General features: G+C 56.3%; 23 protein-coding genes. 13 read left to right on the top strand and 10 right to left on the bottom strand.

Going from position 1 to position 18,477, the window contains the following annotated elements:
• Nucleotides 1-64 precede the first annotated feature (64 nt).
• From J2S70_RS03080 to J2S70_RS03070, 3 genes are all read left to right on the top strand, one after another.
• On the top strand, nt 65-1,111 hold the full coding sequence (locus tag J2S70_RS03080) for an adenylate/guanylate cyclase domain-containing protein (RefSeq protein WP_307682282.1): 1,047 nt from the start codon (nt 65-67) through the stop codon (nt 1,109-1,111).
• Between the two features lie 74 nt (nt 1,112-1,185).
• Entirely contained in the window at nt 1,186-1,863 is a 678-nt protein-coding gene (locus tag J2S70_RS03075; protein WP_307682281.1) for a response regulator transcription factor, read from the top strand.
• A 3-nt stretch (nt 1,864-1,866) separates the two neighbouring features.
• Complete coding sequence (locus tag J2S70_RS03070; protein WP_307682280.1) at nt 1,867-3,183, top strand: sensor histidine kinase; 1,317 nt, start codon at nt 1,867-1,869, stop codon at nt 3,181-3,183.
• A gap of 41 nt (nt 3,184-3,224) precedes the next feature.
• Here the strand turns inward: J2S70_RS03070 and J2S70_RS03065 are convergent, their stop codons facing one another.
• Complete coding sequence (locus tag J2S70_RS03065; RefSeq protein ID WP_307682279.1) at nt 3,225-3,680, bottom strand: GtrA family protein; 456 nt, start codon at nt 3,678-3,680, stop codon at nt 3,225-3,227.
• The gene (locus J2S70_RS03060; protein WP_307683363.1) at nt 3,681-4,589 is read right to left on the bottom strand and encodes an LCP family protein; all 909 of its coding nucleotides are present in this window, start codon (nt 4,587-4,589) and stop codon (nt 3,681-3,683) included.
• A 29-nt stretch (nt 4,590-4,618) separates the two neighbouring features.
• On the opposite strand from J2S70_RS03060, the gene J2S70_RS03055 reads away from it, so the two are divergent.
• Complete coding sequence (locus tag J2S70_RS03055) at nt 4,619-4,984, top strand: hypothetical protein (RefSeq protein ID WP_307682278.1); 366 nt, start codon at nt 4,619-4,621, stop codon at nt 4,982-4,984.
• On the opposite strand, the gene J2S70_RS03050 is transcribed toward J2S70_RS03055, so the two are convergent.
• A complete protein-coding gene (locus J2S70_RS03050; RefSeq protein ID WP_307682277.1) occupies nt 4,979-6,166 on the bottom strand; it encodes an LCP family protein in 1,188 nt (395 codons plus the stop codon). The genes J2S70_RS03055 and J2S70_RS03050 overlap by 6 nt on opposite strands.
• A gap of 126 nt (nt 6,167-6,292) precedes the next feature.
• On the opposite strand from J2S70_RS03050, the gene J2S70_RS03045 reads away from it, so the two are divergent.
• A complete protein-coding gene (locus J2S70_RS03045) occupies nt 6,293-7,138 on the top strand; it encodes a glycosyltransferase family 2 protein (RefSeq protein WP_307682276.1) in 846 nt (281 codons plus the stop codon).
• A gap of 338 nt (nt 7,139-7,476) precedes the next feature.
• Entirely contained in the window at nt 7,477-8,403 is a 927-nt protein-coding gene (locus tag J2S70_RS03040) for a hypothetical protein (protein ID WP_307682275.1), read from the top strand.
• Between the two features lie 205 nt (nt 8,404-8,608).
• On the opposite strand, the gene J2S70_RS03035 is transcribed toward J2S70_RS03040, so the two are convergent.
• The 4 genes from J2S70_RS03035 to J2S70_RS03020 are packed head-to-tail and all read right to left on the bottom strand — an operon-like array spanning nt 8,609 to nt 11,623.
• Nucleotides 8,609-9,493, bottom strand: a complete 885-nt coding sequence (locus J2S70_RS03035; protein WP_307682274.1) for a glycosyltransferase family 2 protein — start codon at nt 9,491-9,493, stop codon at nt 8,609-8,611.
• Nucleotides 9,493-10,488, bottom strand: a complete 996-nt coding sequence (gene rfbB / locus J2S70_RS03030; RefSeq protein ID WP_307682273.1) for a dTDP-glucose 4,6-dehydratase — start codon at nt 10,486-10,488, stop codon at nt 9,493-9,495. Before rfbB ends, J2S70_RS03035 begins: the two co-directional genes overlap by 1 nt.
• Nucleotides 10,485-10,910, bottom strand: coding sequence for a DUF2304 domain-containing protein (locus J2S70_RS03025; protein WP_307682272.1), 426 nt, complete (start codon nt 10,908-10,910; stop codon nt 10,485-10,487). Before J2S70_RS03025 ends, rfbB begins: the two co-directional genes overlap by 4 nt.
• Before the next feature lie 5 nt (nt 10,911-10,915).
• Nucleotides 10,916-11,623, bottom strand: coding sequence for a glycosyltransferase family 2 protein (locus J2S70_RS03020; RefSeq protein ID WP_307682271.1), 708 nt, complete (start codon nt 11,621-11,623; stop codon nt 10,916-10,918).
• Between the two features lie 63 nt (nt 11,624-11,686).
• On the opposite strand from J2S70_RS03020, the gene J2S70_RS03015 reads away from it, so the two are divergent.
• The 5 genes from J2S70_RS03015 to J2S70_RS02995 all read left to right on the top strand — a co-directional run bounded on the left by J2S70_RS03015 (nt 11,687) and on the right by J2S70_RS02995 (nt 15,510).
• Nucleotides 11,687-12,289 (top strand): acyltransferase, encoded by a 603-nt coding sequence (locus J2S70_RS03015; RefSeq protein WP_307682270.1) that lies wholly within the window; start codon nt 11,687-11,689, stop codon nt 12,287-12,289.
• Complete coding sequence (locus tag J2S70_RS03010) at nt 12,289-13,386, top strand: DegT/DnrJ/EryC1/StrS family aminotransferase (protein WP_307682269.1); 1,098 nt, start codon at nt 12,289-12,291, stop codon at nt 13,384-13,386. Before J2S70_RS03015 ends, J2S70_RS03010 begins: the two co-directional genes overlap by 1 nt.
• On the top strand, nt 13,386-14,372 hold the full coding sequence (locus tag J2S70_RS03005) for a Gfo/Idh/MocA family protein (protein WP_307682268.1): 987 nt from the start codon (nt 13,386-13,388) through the stop codon (nt 14,370-14,372). Before J2S70_RS03010 ends, J2S70_RS03005 begins: the two co-directional genes overlap by 1 nt.
• A 143-nt stretch (nt 14,373-14,515) precedes the next feature.
• Entirely contained in the window at nt 14,516-14,815 is a 300-nt protein-coding gene (locus tag J2S70_RS03000) for a hypothetical protein (protein WP_307682267.1), read from the top strand.
• Nucleotides 14,816-14,820: 5 nt separating this feature from the next.
• Complete coding sequence (locus J2S70_RS02995) at nt 14,821-15,510, top strand: DUF981 family protein (RefSeq protein ID WP_307682266.1); 690 nt, start codon at nt 14,821-14,823, stop codon at nt 15,508-15,510.
• Between the two features lie 76 nt (nt 15,511-15,586).
• On the opposite strand, the gene J2S70_RS02990 is transcribed toward J2S70_RS02995, so the two are convergent.
• The 3 genes from J2S70_RS02990 to J2S70_RS02985 all read right to left on the bottom strand — a co-directional run bounded on the left by J2S70_RS02990 (nt 15,587) and on the right by J2S70_RS02985 (nt 17,301).
• Nucleotides 15,587-16,750, bottom strand: coding sequence for a gamma-glutamylcyclotransferase family protein (locus J2S70_RS02990; protein WP_307682265.1), 1,164 nt, complete (start codon nt 16,748-16,750; stop codon nt 15,587-15,589).
• A complete protein-coding gene (locus J2S70_RS08845) occupies nt 16,650-16,865 on the bottom strand; it encodes a hypothetical protein (RefSeq protein ID WP_407702649.1) in 216 nt (71 codons plus the stop codon). Before J2S70_RS08845 ends, J2S70_RS02990 begins: the two co-directional genes overlap by 101 nt.
• Nucleotides 16,866-17,067: 202 nt before the next feature.
• Complete coding sequence (locus tag J2S70_RS02985) at nt 17,068-17,301, bottom strand: hypothetical protein (protein WP_307682264.1); 234 nt, start codon at nt 17,299-17,301, stop codon at nt 17,068-17,070.
• A gap of 230 nt (nt 17,302-17,531) precedes the next feature.
• Between J2S70_RS02985 and J2S70_RS02980 the strand changes: the two genes are divergently transcribed.
• Together J2S70_RS02980 and J2S70_RS02975 are read left to right on the top strand one after the other, a co-directional pair.
• Nucleotides 17,532-17,858: a glycosyltransferase gene (locus tag J2S70_RS02980; protein ID WP_307682263.1), complete on the top strand. Its 327-nt coding sequence runs from the start codon at nt 17,532-17,534 to the stop codon at nt 17,856-17,858.
• A 113-nt stretch (nt 17,859-17,971) separates the two neighbouring features.
• Nucleotides 17,972-18,466: a hypothetical protein gene (locus J2S70_RS02975; protein ID WP_307682262.1), complete on the top strand. Its 495-nt coding sequence runs from the start codon at nt 17,972-17,974 to the stop codon at nt 18,464-18,466.
• Nucleotides 18,467-18,477 lie beyond the last annotated feature (11 nt).

The raw sequence follows: 18,477 nt of genomic DNA, 5'->3' as shown, positions 1-18,477 counted from the left end.
ATCGTGACCTGCGACTTTGGTTTTATCGGTTGGAAAATGAATGCCAACTTGTTAGGGTAGCGAAGTGATCCAGAGCACACCATTTAGCGAGCGTCCAGAAGACGTGCCAACGACGGTCGAGGCGCACGTGCATCGACTGCTGGACGGGCCTGCCAAATATGACCTGCGTCAAGCTGCAGATTTGGCGAACATGGACACCGATTCCGCGCGGCGCTTTTGGCGTGCAATGGGATTCCCGTATATTCAGGATCCGCAAACCCGGCTTTTCACTGAGTACGACGTCGATGTTATGCGTGCGCATCAGGACATGGTTGATCTTGGCCGCACCGATGAAGACACTCAAAACTCCCTCATCCGTGGGCAGTCCCATCTTGCCGATAGGCTCGTACTCTGGCAGTACGAAGCACTTGTTGAAGAAGCCGAATCGCGCTACGGACTCGATGAAGTTTCGGCCCGTTACTGGGTGCTCGATCACATCAACGAATACGAGGAGTTCCTCGTCTATCAGATGAAATACGCCTGGCGGCGGCATCTTGCCTCCTTCTTGCGCCGCACCGAAGTTGAACTTGAGGACATGCGAGCGGATTCGGATATGCCCTTGACGCGAGCCCTTGGATTTGTTGACCTTGTGGCCTTCACCGACAGGTCCGGCCGGCTCTCGCCACACCAACTCGTTGACTTTGTGCAAACATTCGAATTCACCTGCCGAGATGTCATTTCCGGGCTTGGTGCTCGAGTTGTCAAAATGGTGGGCGACGCCGTCCTGTACGTCGCTGACGATCTGGAAACTGGAGCGGAAGTGGTCTCGGAAATCGTGAACGCGCTCCATGCAACACCTAATATGCCAGAGGTGCGCGCCTCTCTTGTGTGGGGCGGAATCGTCTCCCGCTTCGGTGATATTTTCGGGCCGACCGTTAACTTGGCTTCGCGCCTGACCGGTATCGCTCCGGAAGGAGAGATCGTCGTCGACCGAAAAACTGCCGAAGCGTTACTTGCCCTTGACCGTGACAAGTATCAGATCAGCGAAAATTTCGGCTCCGAACTCCAGGGCTTTGGGTACATTGAGTCGGCAATCTTGCGAGTCGTGCCCGATTCAGATCGCAGCGCATAGCGTGCGCACTTCCACCTTGAAAAAATCTTTACTAAACTCAGCCCTAAGGCCTTAAATCTAGAAAAGGACGCGCAGTGACGAAGATTTTACTTGTCGAAGACGACTCCGCGATTTCAACTCCTCTAGTTCGAGCTTTCTCCCGTGAAGGATACGACGTCCATCCGGTTGAAACCGGCCGGGCGGCGCTGGAACACATGGATTCCGACATCGACCTTGTGGTCCTGGACCTAGGATTGCCCGATATTGACGGCCTGGAAGTTGCTCGAACCGCACGCTCCCAGGGTAAAACTTTCCCAATTCTCATTCTGACTGCTCGCTCCGAAGAGGTTGACATGGTGGTCGGGCTAGATGCCGGGGCAGATGACTACGTCACGAAACCGTTCCGGCTCGCAGAGCTCCTTGCGCGCGTGCGTGCACTCTTGCGGCGAGCCACGGCGGGCGACGAGGAATCCGAGACGCTTCAGGCGCAGGACGTCTCGATCGATATCGACGGGCACCGGGCCTATGTAGGTTCGAAGGAGCTCCAGCTCACCGGAAAAGAATTCGACCTCCTTAGGGTGCTGCTGCGGGAAGCGGGAAGCGTAGTCGAGCGCGAGAACTTGATTCGGGAAGTGTGGGGAGACGACTCAGATTCCTCCACCAAAAAGCTCGATATGCATATCTCCTGGCTGCGCCGCAAACTCGGCGACGACGTTAACGATCCCCACTACATTACGACCGTTCGTGGGATGGGATTCCGTTTCGAGGAGTAATACATGCGCCGTCGTGCGATTGCAATGACGACGACGGCGGTTGCCGTAGCCGTTCTTATCCTGGGAATTCCGGGGATGATATTCGCCGTCTCCCTAGGCTGGCAACAAGCCCACACGGAATTGAGCGGGCGGGCCGCCGCGGTTGCAACGATCGTGGATAGATTTGCCTCCGACGAAATCTATGTGAGTGAAACCCTGTTAACGCGCCTTGCAGATAACGGAAGTTCCGCCGGCACACATGTGGAAGTTGACTACCCGGACGGTACAACCATCACTTCTGAAACGGCGAAAGCTGAGAACGTGGTCGAGCAGAGAGTGGTCAGCGCCTCCGGCGTGCTCATCACCGTCTCTAGCCCACGTTCGGATGTTATACCAAGTCTTGCGCTCATGGTGGTGGCTGGCTTTGGCCTCATTTTTGCGGCATTCTTCGTAGGCGTCCTCGTAGCGATGCGGCAATCTCGAAAAATATCTGCGCCACTCATTTATCTGGCAGCTGCTGCTGAACAATTGGGTGCGGGCAGGGTGCGCCCCCAGGTGAAACGATCTGGAATCGAAGAAATCGATTTGATCTCAGAAGAAATCGCCCGAAGCGCTGATCGAATGGCAGGGCGCATAGCCAAGGAGCGGCAATTTGCGGCCGATGCGGCGCACCAATTGCGTACCCCCTTGACGGCGCTTTCGATGAGGATCGAAGAAATCGAATATCTGGCCGAAGACGATGAAATCATTGAAGAAGCGAACAAGGCACTCGAACAGATTGACAGACTGAGCGGCGTAGTCGAAGAACTCATGGCCACCTCCCAATCAGAATCGGGTGGAACGACCGAAGCCATTAGCGTCAAACGGGCTTTCCAGCGCCAAAAGGATGAATGGACCAAACCATTCGAGCGCGCTGGTCGATCGCTCACTTTCGACTTCGAATTCCACGGAGCCGTGCTCGCAACACCCGGATCACTCTCCCAAATTCTTGCCACCCTGATCGAAAACTCGCTCAAATATGGCGAAGGGAAAACATCCATTTCAGCCGCTCAATCCGGAAAATCCATTATCTTTAAAGTCCGAGACCAAGGCGAAGGCGTGGACATCGAAGACGAAGAGGAAATTTTTGAAAAAGGATTTTCCACCGGTGGTTCGACAGGCATCGGGCTTGCAGTTGCGAAAGAACTAGCAGAAGCCGATGGCGGCCGCCTTGAACTGACCAACAAACAGCCAGCCGAATTTACGCTTACCCTCTCGGCCTTACCAAAAGCACTAGACCCGGATCGCGTGCTCCCACAGGGTGCAATTATGGCGCTCGGAGCCCGGCGTAACCGGCGCTAAATGGTACGCTGATCCTGCCGGAAGCCGCCGTGCGTCGTCGATTACTTCGTAAACACAATGTAGCGATAGCACACGTACCTAAACGCCGTGCCAAGAACGAGCCCCACAACGTTGGCCGCGATATTATCCGCAAGTTGGCTATCCAAACCGAGCACAAACCTGGAGAAGCCCAAGCTGCCAAGCGCTAACAAAAGACCGCCGACATTAACCAAAATGAACTGCACAAACTCGCGGCGCTTGGACTTGTCGGACTTATCTTTGAAAGTCCACAGCCGATTCATGATCCATGAGAATACCACGGACACGCTCACGGAAATCGTTTTCGCGACCATCGGAGCATCGCCGGGTAACGTCACAACCCCGGAATAGGCAAGAAAATTAAACAGACCGACGTCTACGAAATAGGAGCCAAAACCGACCGTGATGAACCTGAGCAATTCCAGTAGCCACTCGCGATAGGTTTGCCCGCGAAGTAGGTGCTCACGTAGCCGCCTCATTTAAAAGCTCGCGAACGATTCTTCGGTCAAGTTCCCGTCACGCAAATCAACCCAGAACTGTTTCGCCTCGGGCGCCAAAAGCACCGTCGACGAACCACCGGGGCCCGGATAGTTGAGTGACTCGATCGGCGGAGAGCCCATCAGACCGCCCTCGCCGATGGCGGAACGCAGAGCCAGGCCGGCCCGTGCAACCGTCATCAGCGAACCGCCTTCGTGAACCGTCAATACCTCGGTAGCGCTTCCAACGAGGTCGCGCTGCGCGATCGGATTGAGAATGGTTTCAGGAGAAAGAGCTTCACCAATAATGGCAGAAACCACTTGGCGTTGACGCTCATTTCTGCCGATATCGCCGAGCGGATCAGAATAGCGCATCCGAGCAAAGGCAAGGGCCATCGGCCCATCCACGGTGTGGCAACCGGAAGTCCACTCCAGACCCGACATCGAATCCGAAACGTCATAATCCAAGCACAGCTCAATACCGCCAACAGCATCCGTCAAATTCAGAACGCCGTCCATCCCTATTTCCACATAGCTATCGATAGTGAGCCCTGTCAGTGCCTCGACCGTTTGAACCAAATACTCGGGTCCGCCATAAGAATATGCAGCATTGATCTTGCCGGTATTCTGGCTACCTGGAAAGGTCACCAGGGTGTCACGAGGAATTGAAACTAGCGCCGTTGGGCCCGAATCTGGAACGTGCAAAAGCATGATGGTATCTGCTCGCTCGCCTTCAACTTCGCCAGGAACAGCTTCACTGCGCTTATCAGAACCCACGATCAAGTGTGTGGTGCCGGAAGTGGGGGCTGCGCCCGAGAGTGCATCAACCTTGGTGAGCCGACCATTTCCATACGAATACAAGTAAGCAGCCCAACCACCCAGAGCAATCAGGAAGACGAGCAGGCAAACCACCAAGATCTTGCCGAAGGAGCGTTTCTTACGTGGCCGAGGCTGCGGATGGGGCTGTGGCCGCTGGGGATGTGGCTGGGGCGGCGGCGCTTGTGCCGGTCTGTGTGCAGTTCGATCATCGGCCGGCTGCTGCACGTGGGGAGCTTGACTCTTCGGTGGGTAGGCCGGCGGTGGCCCAGCCGGTTCAGGTGATCGCCGTTCCCAAGAGCCATTTCCGGAGCGATCAGGAAACGCGGATCGACGAACCGGAGAGGAAGGGCGCTGAGGCGACTGCGTGCCAGACGAGCGCGTTCCGTGCGAGTGCGCGCCAGATGGCTGAGAACCTGTTGCGCGAGCACCTTCCGCCGTCGGCCGTTGTGCGCGCCGGCGAGGTTCGAACGAGGGTGGCTGCGTCATGAGTCCTCCAAGAGCACACCGCCGCCAACGGCGTCGCGGAACTGCTCAATTTCTACTTCGGATCCTTCAATAATAGGGCTACCACCTGAAATCTGCGGATCCAACGCGGGTAGCGGACGATCCGCGATAATCGACTCCCACACCTGGTCGGCCTCACTAGCTGGCACGACTCGGTTTCCAGCAGGATCCCAAGGCATCGTCATCATCGTCATATCCTCGAGCGAAAGGTCACGTAAAGAATATGCAAGACCGGCCAAATCGGTAATATTGCCCAAACTTGTTGACAGCTCGACGTGCTCACTGAGGCTTTCCACCACGCCGTATAAAGAAGGCAAATCGGCAACAAGATTGAGTGAAAGCGCTTTGGCAACGATCGCCTCTACGAGTTGTTGTTGGCGGGTAATGCGCGAAAGATCCGAACCATCACCAAGAGACTTGCGTGCGCGCGCCAAGCCTAGCGCCTGCTCACCGTCAAGTGTTTGGCAACCTGCATCAAGCTCTAATCCGGCCGGCGCATCATAGACAGATTCCGCCAAACAGATGTCAACCCCACCCAACGTGTCAACAACATCTTGGAATGATGCAAAGTCAACGACGATAAACCCGTCAATATAAATCCCAGTTAGATCTTCTACCGTTCGTATCGCGCAGCCGGCTGCCGCTCCGACGTCGCCGGTCTGCCCACCACGCTGGAACGCGGAGTTAAACATTGCTTGCGATTCAGGTGCGGTACGCCCGCCATTCGGAAGACGACACGATGGAATGTCCACCAGCGTATCTCGCGGAATCGAAACTACATCAACCCTGCTTCGGTCCGCCGAAATATGAACAATCATTGCGGTATCTGAACGCATTCCCACAACGTGGCCGGAGCGCCCGGCGCCGTCGATATCAGCCGTTCCTTCCCTCACGTCAGATCCGAGGACCAGGATATTGAGTGGACGCCCGCTAGAGCCATCTTGAGGAGGTGGAGTCGTAGGCCGATCCTCAGATTCCACATATTCATCTAATTCATGTTGGGTAAGGTTACCCTGCAAATTCGAGTACATGACAGCGCCAGCTGAAAACATTGTCAAAACTAGGCCGAGCAGTAGGAGCCCAATGATGCGTAAAACCGACGTCGAGGTGCGAGGTCTACTGCGATGAATGGGGCTGCGACCATCCCCAGATCGTGAACTGGCCATGCAGTAGATACTAATACCGGTTCGGAGTAAGTGAGATAATGCTAGGGGCTAATGCGGCGAGAGTAACGCTTCGCTAACCTAATGAGGCAGACTTGATGTGGGACGATAGGCAAGTAAGGAGGTGCCGTGGCTGATCTGCGCGTTGTGACGGTTGCGTACAATCCCGGCCGGGAAATTACGGCGATGATCGATTCGCTGGAGGACGCGCTCGCAGGGTCGGATTTAAGCCGTGAGATCGTCGTCGTCAACAACGGTGATCCTGTACCTGCACTTGCCGAACTTGCCGACCGTGCCCGCGTGATCGAAGCCGGATCGAATCTAGGCTATGGGCGGGGAATCAACCTCGGCGCCAAAGACCACTGCGGGCCGTGGCTACTCGTCGTAAACCCCGACGTGAAGTTCCAGTCTGGTGCCGTGACCACGATGGTGAAAACCGCGGAAGACTATCCACAGGCCGGCATGTTTGGGCCGAAGATTTTAACGCCTGAGGCAGATATCTATCCGTCAGCCCGAAAGTTTCCACGCCTCGTATCTGGAACTGGCCACGCGCTGTTTGGTGAAGTTTTCGCGGGAAACCCGTGGACGCGCAGCTACCTGAAAAATAGTGACATTAATTCAACCCACACAGTGGATTGGCTTTCCGGCTCGTGCCTTCTCGTGCGGACCGAGGCGTTCCGGGATGTGGGCGGTTTCGACCCGGAATTCTTCATGTTCTTCGAAGATACGATGCTCGGCCAGGACATGGAAGCTGCCGGCTGGGAAAGAGTTTTTGTACACGATGCCGCGGCTGTACACGACCAGGGCAAATCTTGGCGAGATAGACCCGCTCCAATGTTGCACGCCCACCATAAATCTGCATACACCTACCTATCGAAAGTTTATACCGGCCCCGCCTACGGCCTGCTGCGTTGTGCTTTGAAAGCGGGCCTTAAAGCACGTTTAAAATTTTTGCTCAAACTCGGAAAAATTTAGAAGCTACCATTCCTCAGCCAATTCGGCACTTCTCTAGGCTTTGGCTTTTCGCGCTTCTGGGAGTAAAAATTTCCTGTCACCTTATTTTCTCGCCAGTTTTCCTTCTGTTTCGCTTTTTGGTGAAAAAAGTATGACTCTGGCTGGTGGCGTCGCCGCTTAGGCCAGAAATTGGGCTTTTGACGTAAAATATTCCCGGTTTGAAGGAAAATAAGCTCAACTGCGAAGTTTTTTCAAGTTTCACTTCTGAAAGTTTTTACACAGGTAGCGAAGAGATGTACCTATCCACATTTTGGCTGTGTGGCAAGCGGTGCGTGTGAGTATTTTCCGAGAATGGGCACATGCCCCGCGTTTTTCGAAGACCAGATTTGACCGCCCAAGGACTCACCTGGCGGCAGATTAAGCAACTGGTTGATAATGGGCGGATCCTGCATCTTAGCCAAGGTTGGTATGCCGAGCCCGGGGCGGATCTTACACGTGTATTCGCGGCGCAAAACCACATCCGTGTGGGCTGCCTGTCGGCTGCTCAGTTTCATAACCTGTGGGTGCCAAAGCCGCGGATTGGGCCGAATGGAGAACCTCACCCGCTAGGGAAAATGACGTCGTATATTCCCACAAATTTCGGACCTGCTTCCGAAGTCCACCTTCTTGCCAGTAAGCACGAAAATGTTCGCGAAATCAGGAAAAGGATAAGTAAAACCTCACGTGGCTTGACTGCGGCTTGCGTCCACCAGTATCCCGGCGATAAACGCCTTCTCATCGCAACTGTCGAAGAAGCGGTGGAACAAGTTGCCAGGTGGCATGATTGGGAAACCGCCTTAGTCGTGATCGAATCAGCCCTCAATCTTGGCAAACTGAGCCCGCAATGGATTGAGGCTATGATCGACCGGTTGCCGCGAACAATCGGCGCGCAGTTGCAAGATTTCCAAGTGGGTTCAGAATCGGGGACGGAAACGCGGGTTGCTCACCATTTTCGGCGGCGCGGCCTTCGAGTGCGTCAACAGGTGGGCTTAACACCGGACTATCGTGCTGATCTTGTTGTCGGTGATTCCCTCGTGGTTGAGTCGGAATCGTATGCCTATCACGGCAGTAGGCAGGCATTCCTCAAGGATAAGCGGCGCATGGCGGTGTTCGAAGAGCTCGGATATAACGTGGTATCCCTGAGCTACGAACAGGTGTGGGACTACTGGGAACAGACTAAGCAGATGCTGAACTTCCTCATCATAGACCGGAAACATCTACGCAAAGTCCGAAGCTGGTCAGGATAATTGAGAAATCTACCCCGAATCGGTCGGCCTCGCTGAAGAAATGGTGAAAAAACCATGACACACGCTCCTGACATCCACGCTCAGAAAAAATCCCCGGCGATCGTCCTAAGATTTTCCCTCCGAAGCGGGGTAGGGAAGATGCCAAGTAGGGAAATCGAAGCTGAACAGAATGGCTGTGGGAAGAAGAGAGTGCTAAAGGCTAGGTCTAGCGCCGCCCACCCCGGCCCAGCAGCCCATCACGAATACCGGCGATAAGCTCCCGGATTCGAACCCTGCGGCGATCTGCCACCAACCCGTGGAATGCCGCAAATTTCGCCAGCCACAGCGCGTAGCCCACACGCCAGGCCGCCGGCAAAAGCCCCGATCGCATGAGGAAAATTGTGTTCCGAGCCAGGTAGTAGCACCTGATCGGGCTGTGCACGTGAACCGGCTGCGCACGTCCAGGTAAGGTCACGGTCTCATCCCCAAGGGAATGATCGAGCCGTGCGGCCGTGTCAACAACCACGCGGTATCCGGCTCTACGGGCTCGCAGGCACCATTCCAAATCCACGTGGTCTATAAAATATTCGGCATTCATCGGGCCAACATCGTCAAGCACCGCCACGGGAATCAGGCATCCGGAAGCAAGCAAAAACGCGGCATCCAGCACCGGCTGGCCAAGTTCGGCCTTCGTGGCCCTGCGCGGCCCCCACGTGCGGTCAACGTAGACGAGTTCGTCCCCGCCCGGTTTGTTTTCCGCAATGTAGGGCCCGACGGCCCCGATGCCCGGCGCACCCTCGTATTGTGCGCGCAAGCGCGCCACCATATCTGGTGCGGGTAGCGAATCCTGATCGGACAGGAGCACGTGCGTGGCGCCCGCCTGCTTCGCCCATAGGATCCCAACATTTTGGGCGTTTGCGATCCCGGTGTTTTCCCCGAGTTCGATAACCCTCGCCCCAACTTCGGCAATTGCGCTCGCGATCTTTTGCATGTCTGCCGGCTCTGATCCGTTGTCGACGACGACGATCCGCCCAACTTGCGGTGCCACGGCCCGCAAGAGTTCAGCCGTGCGCTCGTCGGGACCGTACGTGACGACGACCGCCACGATCATTATTGGCCGGCCTCGCGGTACTTGGCTTCAACGTCATCCTTCTGGGGGCGCCACCACTGTTCATTGTTGCGGTACCAGGCGATTGTGTCGCGCAATCCGTCGCGGAAGGACGTGAATCGTGGCTGCCAGCCAAGTTCCTCGACGAGCATCGTGTTGTCGATGGCGTAGCGCTGGTCGTGGCCGGGCCGATCGGCCACGTGGTCGAAATCGTCTTTATCGTGCCCGAATTCTTCGAGGATCAGCTGAGTGACCTCGAGGTTCGTTTTTTCGCCATCTGCACCGATCAGATAGGTCTCCCCGATTCGGCCCTTGTTGATGATGTCCCATACCGCGGTGTTGTGGTCGTAAACGTGGATCCAGTCGCGTACCTGTTCGCCGGTTCCGTAAACGCGCGGTTTTACGCCGTCGATCATGTTCGTTACCGTGCGGGGGATGAACTTTTCGACGTGCTGGTAGGGGCCGTAATTGTTGGAGCAGTTGGAGAGCGTGGCTTCCAGTCCGAACGAGCGGACCCATGCGCGAACTAGGTGGTCCGATGCCGCTTTTGATGCGGAATACGGCGAGGAGGGCACGTATGGGTCACCGGGTAGGAACTTGCGCGGGGAGCCAAGTTCGAGGTCACCGTAGACTTCATCGGTTGATACGTGGTGGAGCCTGCCACCGTGGCGGCGTAGCGATTCAAGGATTTGGTAGGTGCCGATAATGTTCGACTGGATGAACGGCCATGGGTCGCGCAGCGAGTTGTCATTGTGCGACTCTGCGGCGAAGTGGACGACGAGGTCGGATTGTTCCACGAGCGGATCGATAACGTCCCGGTCGGCGATGTCGCCTTCAACGAGCGTCACCTTCGATCCGAGTTCCTCAATGGAATCCTTGTTACCAGCGTAGGTGAGCTTGTCGACGACAGTGACTTCGGCGTCGGCAACCTCAGATGCCGTGTAGTTGACGAAGTTGGCACCAATGAAACCGGCTCCGCCGGTGACGAGAATTTTCATTCCTGTTCCTTTTCTGTTGGGGTTGCATCCTCGCCGTGGCGTACTGCCTGCGAGGGATCAGGAGTTGGTACGAAGGTGTCTGCTCGCGTGATCGTGTCCGGATGTGTGCGAGCGATCGCAAGTTCCCGGGAAAGATCAACGAGACGGTTTTCAAGAATGACCATACGCCGGTAGGAGACGACCGCGTAGGACAGGAACGCGATAATGAGCAGGTAGAGCAACAGATCCGTGCCGCGGCCAACGCCCACGGCGTGGGCCACACGGGTGGCCAGATCCGGCCAGATGATGGTAGCGACGGCGATGAGAACGAAGGCGACAAGCAACAGCCTGCGCAACGCAACATTCTTCGTGTCTTGTGTACCTCTAACGAGGAAGATTGCGGCCACCAGCACGGCGACTAGCAGAATGATTTTGATGAGCATAATCGTTACCTACTCTCGCTTGGTGCGAATATCATGTCGGTCATAATGTTGACCCCGTTCAACAGGCTCTGCCCCTTAGATCTGGAATAGTCAGTGTAGTCGATGGTCACAGACTCTTCAGCCCAGCGTAGTTTCATAGATGCGAGTTGGTTGATGATTTGCGAGGCGTGAGCCATGCGGTGCATGGTGAGGTCGAGCCGTGCGGCGGCGTCGCGGCGCAGCACCCGCAGGCCGTTGTGCGAGTCCGACAGGTCCATGCCGGTACGGAGGCGAGTGACTTTCGCAGCGGTAGAAAGCACGAGTTTTTTGAGCCAGCCGGCTTGGTGGGAGCCGCCAAGGAAGCGGGATCCGAGCACGAAGGAAAGATCTTCGGCTTCAGCTCGTTCGATCATGGTTTGTGCGTCGGAGGTGCGGTGCTGGCCGTCGGCGTCGAAGGTGACGAGGTATTTTGCGTCGGTGTAGGTGAGTACCCAAGTGATTCCTGTTTGGAGCGCCGCTCCCTGCCCGAGGTTAATGGGATGATCGACGACGGCGGCGCCGGCTTTTCGTGCTAGTTCGGCTCCGTTGTCGCTTGAGCCGTCGTTGACGCACACAATGTTGGGGAAAACGGTGCGTGCCTCGGTGATCACATCGAAAATAACCGTTGCTTCGTTGTACAGCGGCACGACGAGCCAACTCACCCGCGAAAGGTCCTGTAAAGTGCTTATCTGCATACGATATATTATTGCATGAGGTCGAACTGCTTTATTGAGGCCTCAACACTCTAGGAGAGATGGATGACAACTGGTCCGCGCATTGCCCCATCAGCAGACGTATCGCAACAGGCTCAGATCGGGGAAGGCTCCAGTGTGTGGCACCTCGCTCAAGTCCGCGAAGATGCGGTGCTTGGTCACAACTGCGTGGTCGGGCGCGGAGCTTATATAGGCACCGGCGTTGAGGTTGGTGATAACTGCAAGATCCAAAACTATGCACTGGTCTATGAGCCGGCAAAGTTAGCGGACGGCGTGTTCATCGGCCCGGCCGTGGTGCTCACCAACGATCACTACCCACGGGCTATCAATCCGGATGGCACGCTGAAGTCCACCTCGGATTGGAAGCAGGTGGGAGTCACGATTGAGACGGGGGCGGCGATTGGTGCACGCTCGGTGTGCGTAGCTCCCGTGACGATTGGGGCGTGGGCTCTGGTTGCTGCTGGTGCCGTGGTCACCAAGGACGTGTCGGCTCACGCACTCGTTGCAGGTGTGCCAGCCAAGCAGATTGGCTGGGTTGGCCATGCCGGCGTCAAATTGGAAGAACAAGAAGACGGAACGCTGCTTTGCCCTCAAACAGGCGATGTGTATGAAAAATTCGACAACACAATTCGAAAGGTTACTAAGTAATGGTTGAGATGATCCCGGCTGCTAAGCCAATTGTGGGCGACGAGGAACGCAAAGCCGTTGACGCCGTCCTTGCCTCGGGCATGCTCGCCCAAGGCGCTGAAGTTGCCTCCTTCGAGGAAGAGTTTTCCAAGCAGCTCACCCCGGGCGCACAGGTTGTTGCGGTCAACTCCGGAACCTCCGCGTTGCACATCGGTCTGCTGGCCTCCGGCATTGGTGTCGGCGACGAGGTGATCGTGCCGTCCTTCACGTTCGCGGCAACCGGTAATTCGGTGGCGCTCACGGGTGCAACCCCGGTGTTTGCAGACATCGAGCCCGACTACTTCTGCCTCGACCCGGATTCGGTGCGTGCGTCGATTACGGATAAGACGAAGGCAATCATGCCGGTGCACTTGTACGGCCACCCTGCGAACATGGCTGAGCTGCGCAAGATTGCTGATGAGCACGATCTGATGATTTTCGAAGATGCAGCACAGGCACACGGCGCGTCGCTGGACGGCGAAATGGTGGGCACGTTCGGCACGTTCGCTGCGTTCTCGTTGTACCCGACGAAGAATATGACCTCCGGTGAAGGCGGTATGATTTCGACGTCGGATGCCGAGGTTGCGCGTAAGTCACGGTTGTTGCGTAATCAGGGGATGGAGGTTCAGTACCAGAACGAGCTGGTGGGCCTGAACAACCGGATGACGAACATTCACGCTGCGATTGGCCGCGTGCAACTGACCAAGCTTGCTGACTGGACGGCCACCCGCCAGGCAAACGCCAAGTTCTTGAATGAGAACCTTACCGGCGTCGTGACACCGCCCGTCGCTGACGGTGCGGTACACGTGTACCACCAGTACACGATCCGCGTGAGCGATGACCGCGATGGTTTCGCGAACGCGTTGCGCGAGGAGTACAAGGTGGGCTGCGGTGTTTACTATCCGATCCCGAACCACCGCCTGCCCTCGCTGGCTCCGTACGCACCGGGTCTGGATCTGCCAGAAACCGAACGTGCAGCACGCGAAGTTATTTCCTTGCCGGTTCACCCCTCGCTCAGCCAAGAGGATCTGGACCGGATCGTCGAAGCTGTCAACGCTGTTGCGAAGGCTGGTGCGTAATGACGATTCGCTACGGACTCATTGGCCTAGGTTCGATGGGCCGCCACCACGCCAGGAATATTCGGGCGCTGGAGGGTGCCGAGCTGGTCGCCGTCGCCGATCCATATGGCGATAAGTTCAACGTTGCCGGCGAGCTAGAGGTCTTGCCGGATGTCGACGCCCTGATTGATGCTGGGATCGACGCGGCGATGGTTGCCGTGCCGACCGGCCAGCACGCGGAGGTAGCGCTCAAGCTGGCGGAGGCTGGCGTTCACACGATGGTGGAAAAGCCGCTCGCTTCCACGATCGAAGAAGGTGAGCAGCTGGTTGAGGCGTTTGAGTCGGCGGGACTGATTGGTGCCGTTGGCTACGTGGAGCGGTGTAATCCTGCCCTGTTGGAGATGCGGCGCCGGATTGCCGATGGTCAGCTTGGCCGGGTGTATCAGATTACGACGCGCCGGCAGTCGCCGTTCCCGGCTCGTATTGCGGATGTGGGCGTGGTCAAGGATCTGGCGACTCACGACGTCGATCTGGCGGCTTGGGTTGCGGGTGCGGACTATGCTGCGATTTCGGCCCAGAGCGCTAATCGTGCGGATCGCGAGTATGAAGATCTCGTGACGGCCTCGGGCAAGCTGAAGAATGGCGTACTTGTTAATCATTTGGTGAATTGGTTGACCCCGTACAAGGAGCGCCAGACCGTGGTGCTCGGTGAGCACGGCGCGCTTGTTGCGGAAACGATCATGGGGGACTTGACCTTCTACGAAAACGGTTCCTTGCCGCTTGGCTGGGATCAGATTTCCGCGTTCCGCGGCGTTTCGGAAGGGCAGGTTATTCGGTACGCGCTCGAAAAGCGCGAGCCCCTTGCCGTGGAACACGAGAACTTCCGTGACGCCATTCTTGGTAAGGGTAGCGATCACGTGACTATGCGTGAGGCTCTGAAGACGATGAAGGTTGTGCAGGGCATGCTCGATTCGGCTGCTAATGATGGTGAGGCGATCCGCTTCTAGTTTTCTATGTGTCGCGGGAGTGGCCTAATACTGGGCGTGCCTTAGTTGAGTTAATTTAATTGTCAGCGTATTCTCTGTGGCTATATGGAATGGTTCCATTGAGCGGCGGCGCACACCGCCGTGTTTTAGAGAAAGAATCACACATGGCTACCCTCGAAGAAATTGAAATTCTTCCGGTAGACGTCGACGAAGAGAAGACTGCCCGTTGGGCACGCCTTTTAACTAAGGCAACTCTCATCACGTTTCCGGTAGGAATTCTGATTGGCGTGTTGCTGTGGGCGACCGCGAATGTTGAATCGTTGCCGTGGACCGGCCCGGTTGACCCGTCGCCCAATTACGGCTCTACCGGCCAAGACATAGCTGTCGTGGTCTGGTGCGTCACCTTTGCGCTGGCTACTGCCTTCATGTCGATCCGCCAGATTTTGCTGGCTGAGAAGGAGTAACACGCATGCTTTTCCAAGGACCAACATATAACACCACCATGGCGCTCGTGACGGGTGCACTCATGGTGCTCGCGGTGCTCTTTGCGCGCACAGCCACTCAGCCTAACCGTCGTTCACTGGCAGGATTCGGCTGGGCTTTCGTCATGACCGGTGGCTACCTCGCCATCTTCGGTACGCACATGGCGTTGACGTGGCCGCTGGTCGAGGTCGAGGGTGCATTCTGCTGTACCGTCGACAACATCACTTTCGGTGAGCCCGCTGCCTTCTACGGCATGCTCGCGCTAGTTGCTGGTGTCGCGATTATTCGTGGTGAAAGTGCCGCTGAGCGCACGGGTGTGAAGATGGACGTTGTGGCCATCCTTCGCCCGATCCTCTACGTTGCCGCTATCGGTGGCTTCGGCCTGATTCTCATCGGCATTGCCGGTATGCACTTTGGCATGTGGCGTCCGCCGGACATCGAGCCGGTTGCGCGTCTGCTTGCAGGAAACCTGCTTGAGCCGCTGATGGTGATGTCGCTGTACGTGGGAACGGGTGTGGCCGCGTTGCTCACCCCGTTCGCGCTAACGAACAAGACCGTTGCCAAGATTACCTCCATTTTGGTGTGGGGCTTTGGCATGCTCTGGCTGTTCGTCTCCTTCACGGTGTTCTACAGCCACATCGGCTTCTTCCCGCAGCCGGATGGAACCTATATCTAAACTAGGTACATCTGCTAAGCAGGGCGAAGTGGGCGGCGGTCACAATGACCGCCGCCCCTTTTGGTGTCTTGCTTGTTTATGAACCTGTCCGTGCGTTCCAGATCAGCTGCGCTGCGCCGTCGTCGTTAATCCAAAACAGCTGCGCAACATCGCCGCTGAACGTGAGCGTTCCTGCCGCAGTCGTACCGTCATCGACGAATGAGGGTAGCTGATCGTGTGTCGCGCTACAGAACTTGGCCTCCTCATCGAATGGTGAGAGAGGTTCTCCCTGTGAGTCTACGGCCACGAAACTTTCCGGCGGCACGGAAATATAACCCTCTCGCGTGCCATGCGGCGCATTGACGGTGATGTCAAGCTGGAGGAATTGCCCGCCGTCGAGCGTGCCAAGGTCGGATGTACTCGCTGTTCCAAGCGCGGCCTCGTTGAGGGGTAGTACACCGTCTGCCGTGCCCACTTCGGCCTCTGTCTGCGCGACGCCGAAAGGCCCGGCATCACTTGAGGTATGCGAGAACGTGCGAACCTGTCTAAACCAATCACCGTTAAACACCTGATATCCATGGCGTAGCACCCACCGCGCTTGGCGAGGAGTGGTTTCATAGATCCACACCGGCTTGCCATCCGTTGTAGTCGTAGGCACCCTCCAATAACGCATTGTGTCGATGTCCCGATCTGGGAAATATCCTTCGTAAACATCGAGCCGGGCAAGGTTCCTTGCGAGAGTCGACGCCGGGAACTCCATGATCTGACCAACCAGCGGATATGCCGCATCAGCTTTGATTGCCCATGGCCACGTGCCCCCGTGAGTGACCCACAGCTGATAGTCGGGCACCGTTGCTTTATGTTCGGACAGTACTCGGCCATCAATCATGAAATAACCCTCGTCACCTGTGCGAAGTGTGCCGTAGACGAAAGGCTGGCGTAGCGTTTGCGGTTTTGGCGCCGGAGGGCCAGCAGCATTGGTGGCTCGCCATGGACCAGGCAGACTCATGGTTTGCCACCCGTGCCCGATCTTGACAGCGTAGCTCCACGTTCCGTCACTCATTCCGGAATAGCGGTAGAGATTTCCATCGGCGCGTTGGCCGACGATATCGGGGATACCATCGCCATCCACGTCTCCAAACGAGGTGAGATTCACAAAGTTACCCCACCCTTGCCCGACCACACGGCTTGAGAGAAAACCGCCATGCCCGTTGCCTGGATAGAGAAGGAGCTTGCCACTGGGCCCGTGAACGGCGGTCATGTCCGTCTCCGGTGACGTCACCTGGAATGGTCATCATGCTCATGTTGTTCCAACCGTGCCCTATCTGGCGGATAGAGCCCCATCGGCCAGGCCCCTTAGTTGGGTATAACAGCATCCGGCCGTCTGAAGTGCGCGCCAGAATATCCGGGTTTCCGTCGCCATCCCAATCATCGCTGGCGAGCATCGCGGTCATGCCACTCCAACCTTGTCCGATTAGATAACCGCCGCTTAGACTATCGCCGTTCGAATGATAAAGTCGGAGCGAGCCGTCTGTAGCACGCACGATGACGTCGTCGTAACGCCCGCTATGAAGCGATTTAATTTTGAAAGCCGTAGTTGAACCCACCCCACCCGTGACCGACTTGGCGGCCGTACGATAGGTATCCAGTAGTACCGCCGCCGTAGGAATACAACGTATTATCGGAACGGCGCGCCAGAAGCGAAACCGGGTATCCGGCAGAGATGGTGCTCGCCTGTGATACGGGTGCCACGCCAAAGATGATCAGTACACTGAGCAGAATAAGAGTGAGTGATCTGTAAGTGCGGCGCATAAGTGATCCTTAATACCAGGCAGAGTAATGGTTTTTGGTTTGACTTTCGCAACGTTTACACGGCGATGAGGTTTTCACGTTTCAATCCCAGCTGCTGTTTTCGAATTGTCGAGCCAGACAAGTACTAACGTGCTGTACTGATGACAGGGGGTTAGGTTCCTTTCCGATGACGGCTCCCGAAAGAGTAGTATTGGTTCTGGAGCGTCCTGGGTGTGTAGAGGAGTTTTATCTTGGGCGGGTTGTTGTCGATCATCTTCCCTTGTTACAACGAGGCGCCTAATCTCAATGAACTATATAGGCAGTGTGTGGAATCGTTCGTGCCAACCGGAAATCTCACCGAATTCGAAATCATTATTGTCAATGATGGCTCTTCTGACGAGACCTTAGCTGTTGCCAACAGCTTAACCAAAGACCCGAGAGTGAGGGTACTCTCGCTTAGTCGCAACTTCGGAAAAGAAGCGGCGATGCTGGCAGGGCTTGACCATGCAGTTGGCGAGGCCGTCGTCATTATGGATTCGGATTTGCAGCACCCCCCCCCTCACTGTTGCGCGATCTGATGGAAGGCTACTCGGAGGGTTTCCATCAAGTTATCGCGGTGCGGGATCGAAGCGGAGACGGAAAGTTACGCACGTGGTTTTCCCGGAAGTATTATGCGCTTACATCCGCAGTCATGAATGTTCCGCTGGAGGACGGGGCGGGGGATTACAGGCTTCTTTCGCGGAAAGCTGTCGATGCGATCCTGTCCATGCGCGAATACAACAGGTTTTCCAAAGGGCTCTTTTCATGGGTCGGCATGGCGACCAAAAAGGTGTATTACCGCAATCGCCAGAGGTACGAAGGCGAATCGAGCTGGAGTTTCCGATCCCTGCTCAACTATGGCCTCGATGGAATCATAGCGTTCAACGATCGGCCGCTACGCCTCGTTATTAAAGTTGGGATATTCGCATTCCTGCTCTTCATTGCGTATCTGATCGCCTTGGTTATCAATGTCGCGATTTCCGGCGTGGACGTACCGGGTTATGTCACAACGATTGCAGTCATTGTGGGGGTGGGAGGCCTCCAATTGGTATCTGTGGGTATTCTTGGTGAATATGTAGGCAAGATTTATTCCGAGGTGAAAGGGCGCCCGCACTACATCATTGAGGAAGATTCACGTGACGAGTAAAAAAGAGCCGA

It is taken from the genome of Trueperella bonasi, from assembly GCF_030811535.1.
In the GTDB taxonomy this organism is placed as follows: Bacteria; Actinomycetota; Actinomycetes; order Actinomycetales; family Actinomycetaceae; genus Trueperella; species Trueperella bonasi.
This window is presented reverse-complemented; position numbering and strand designations above follow the sequence as displayed.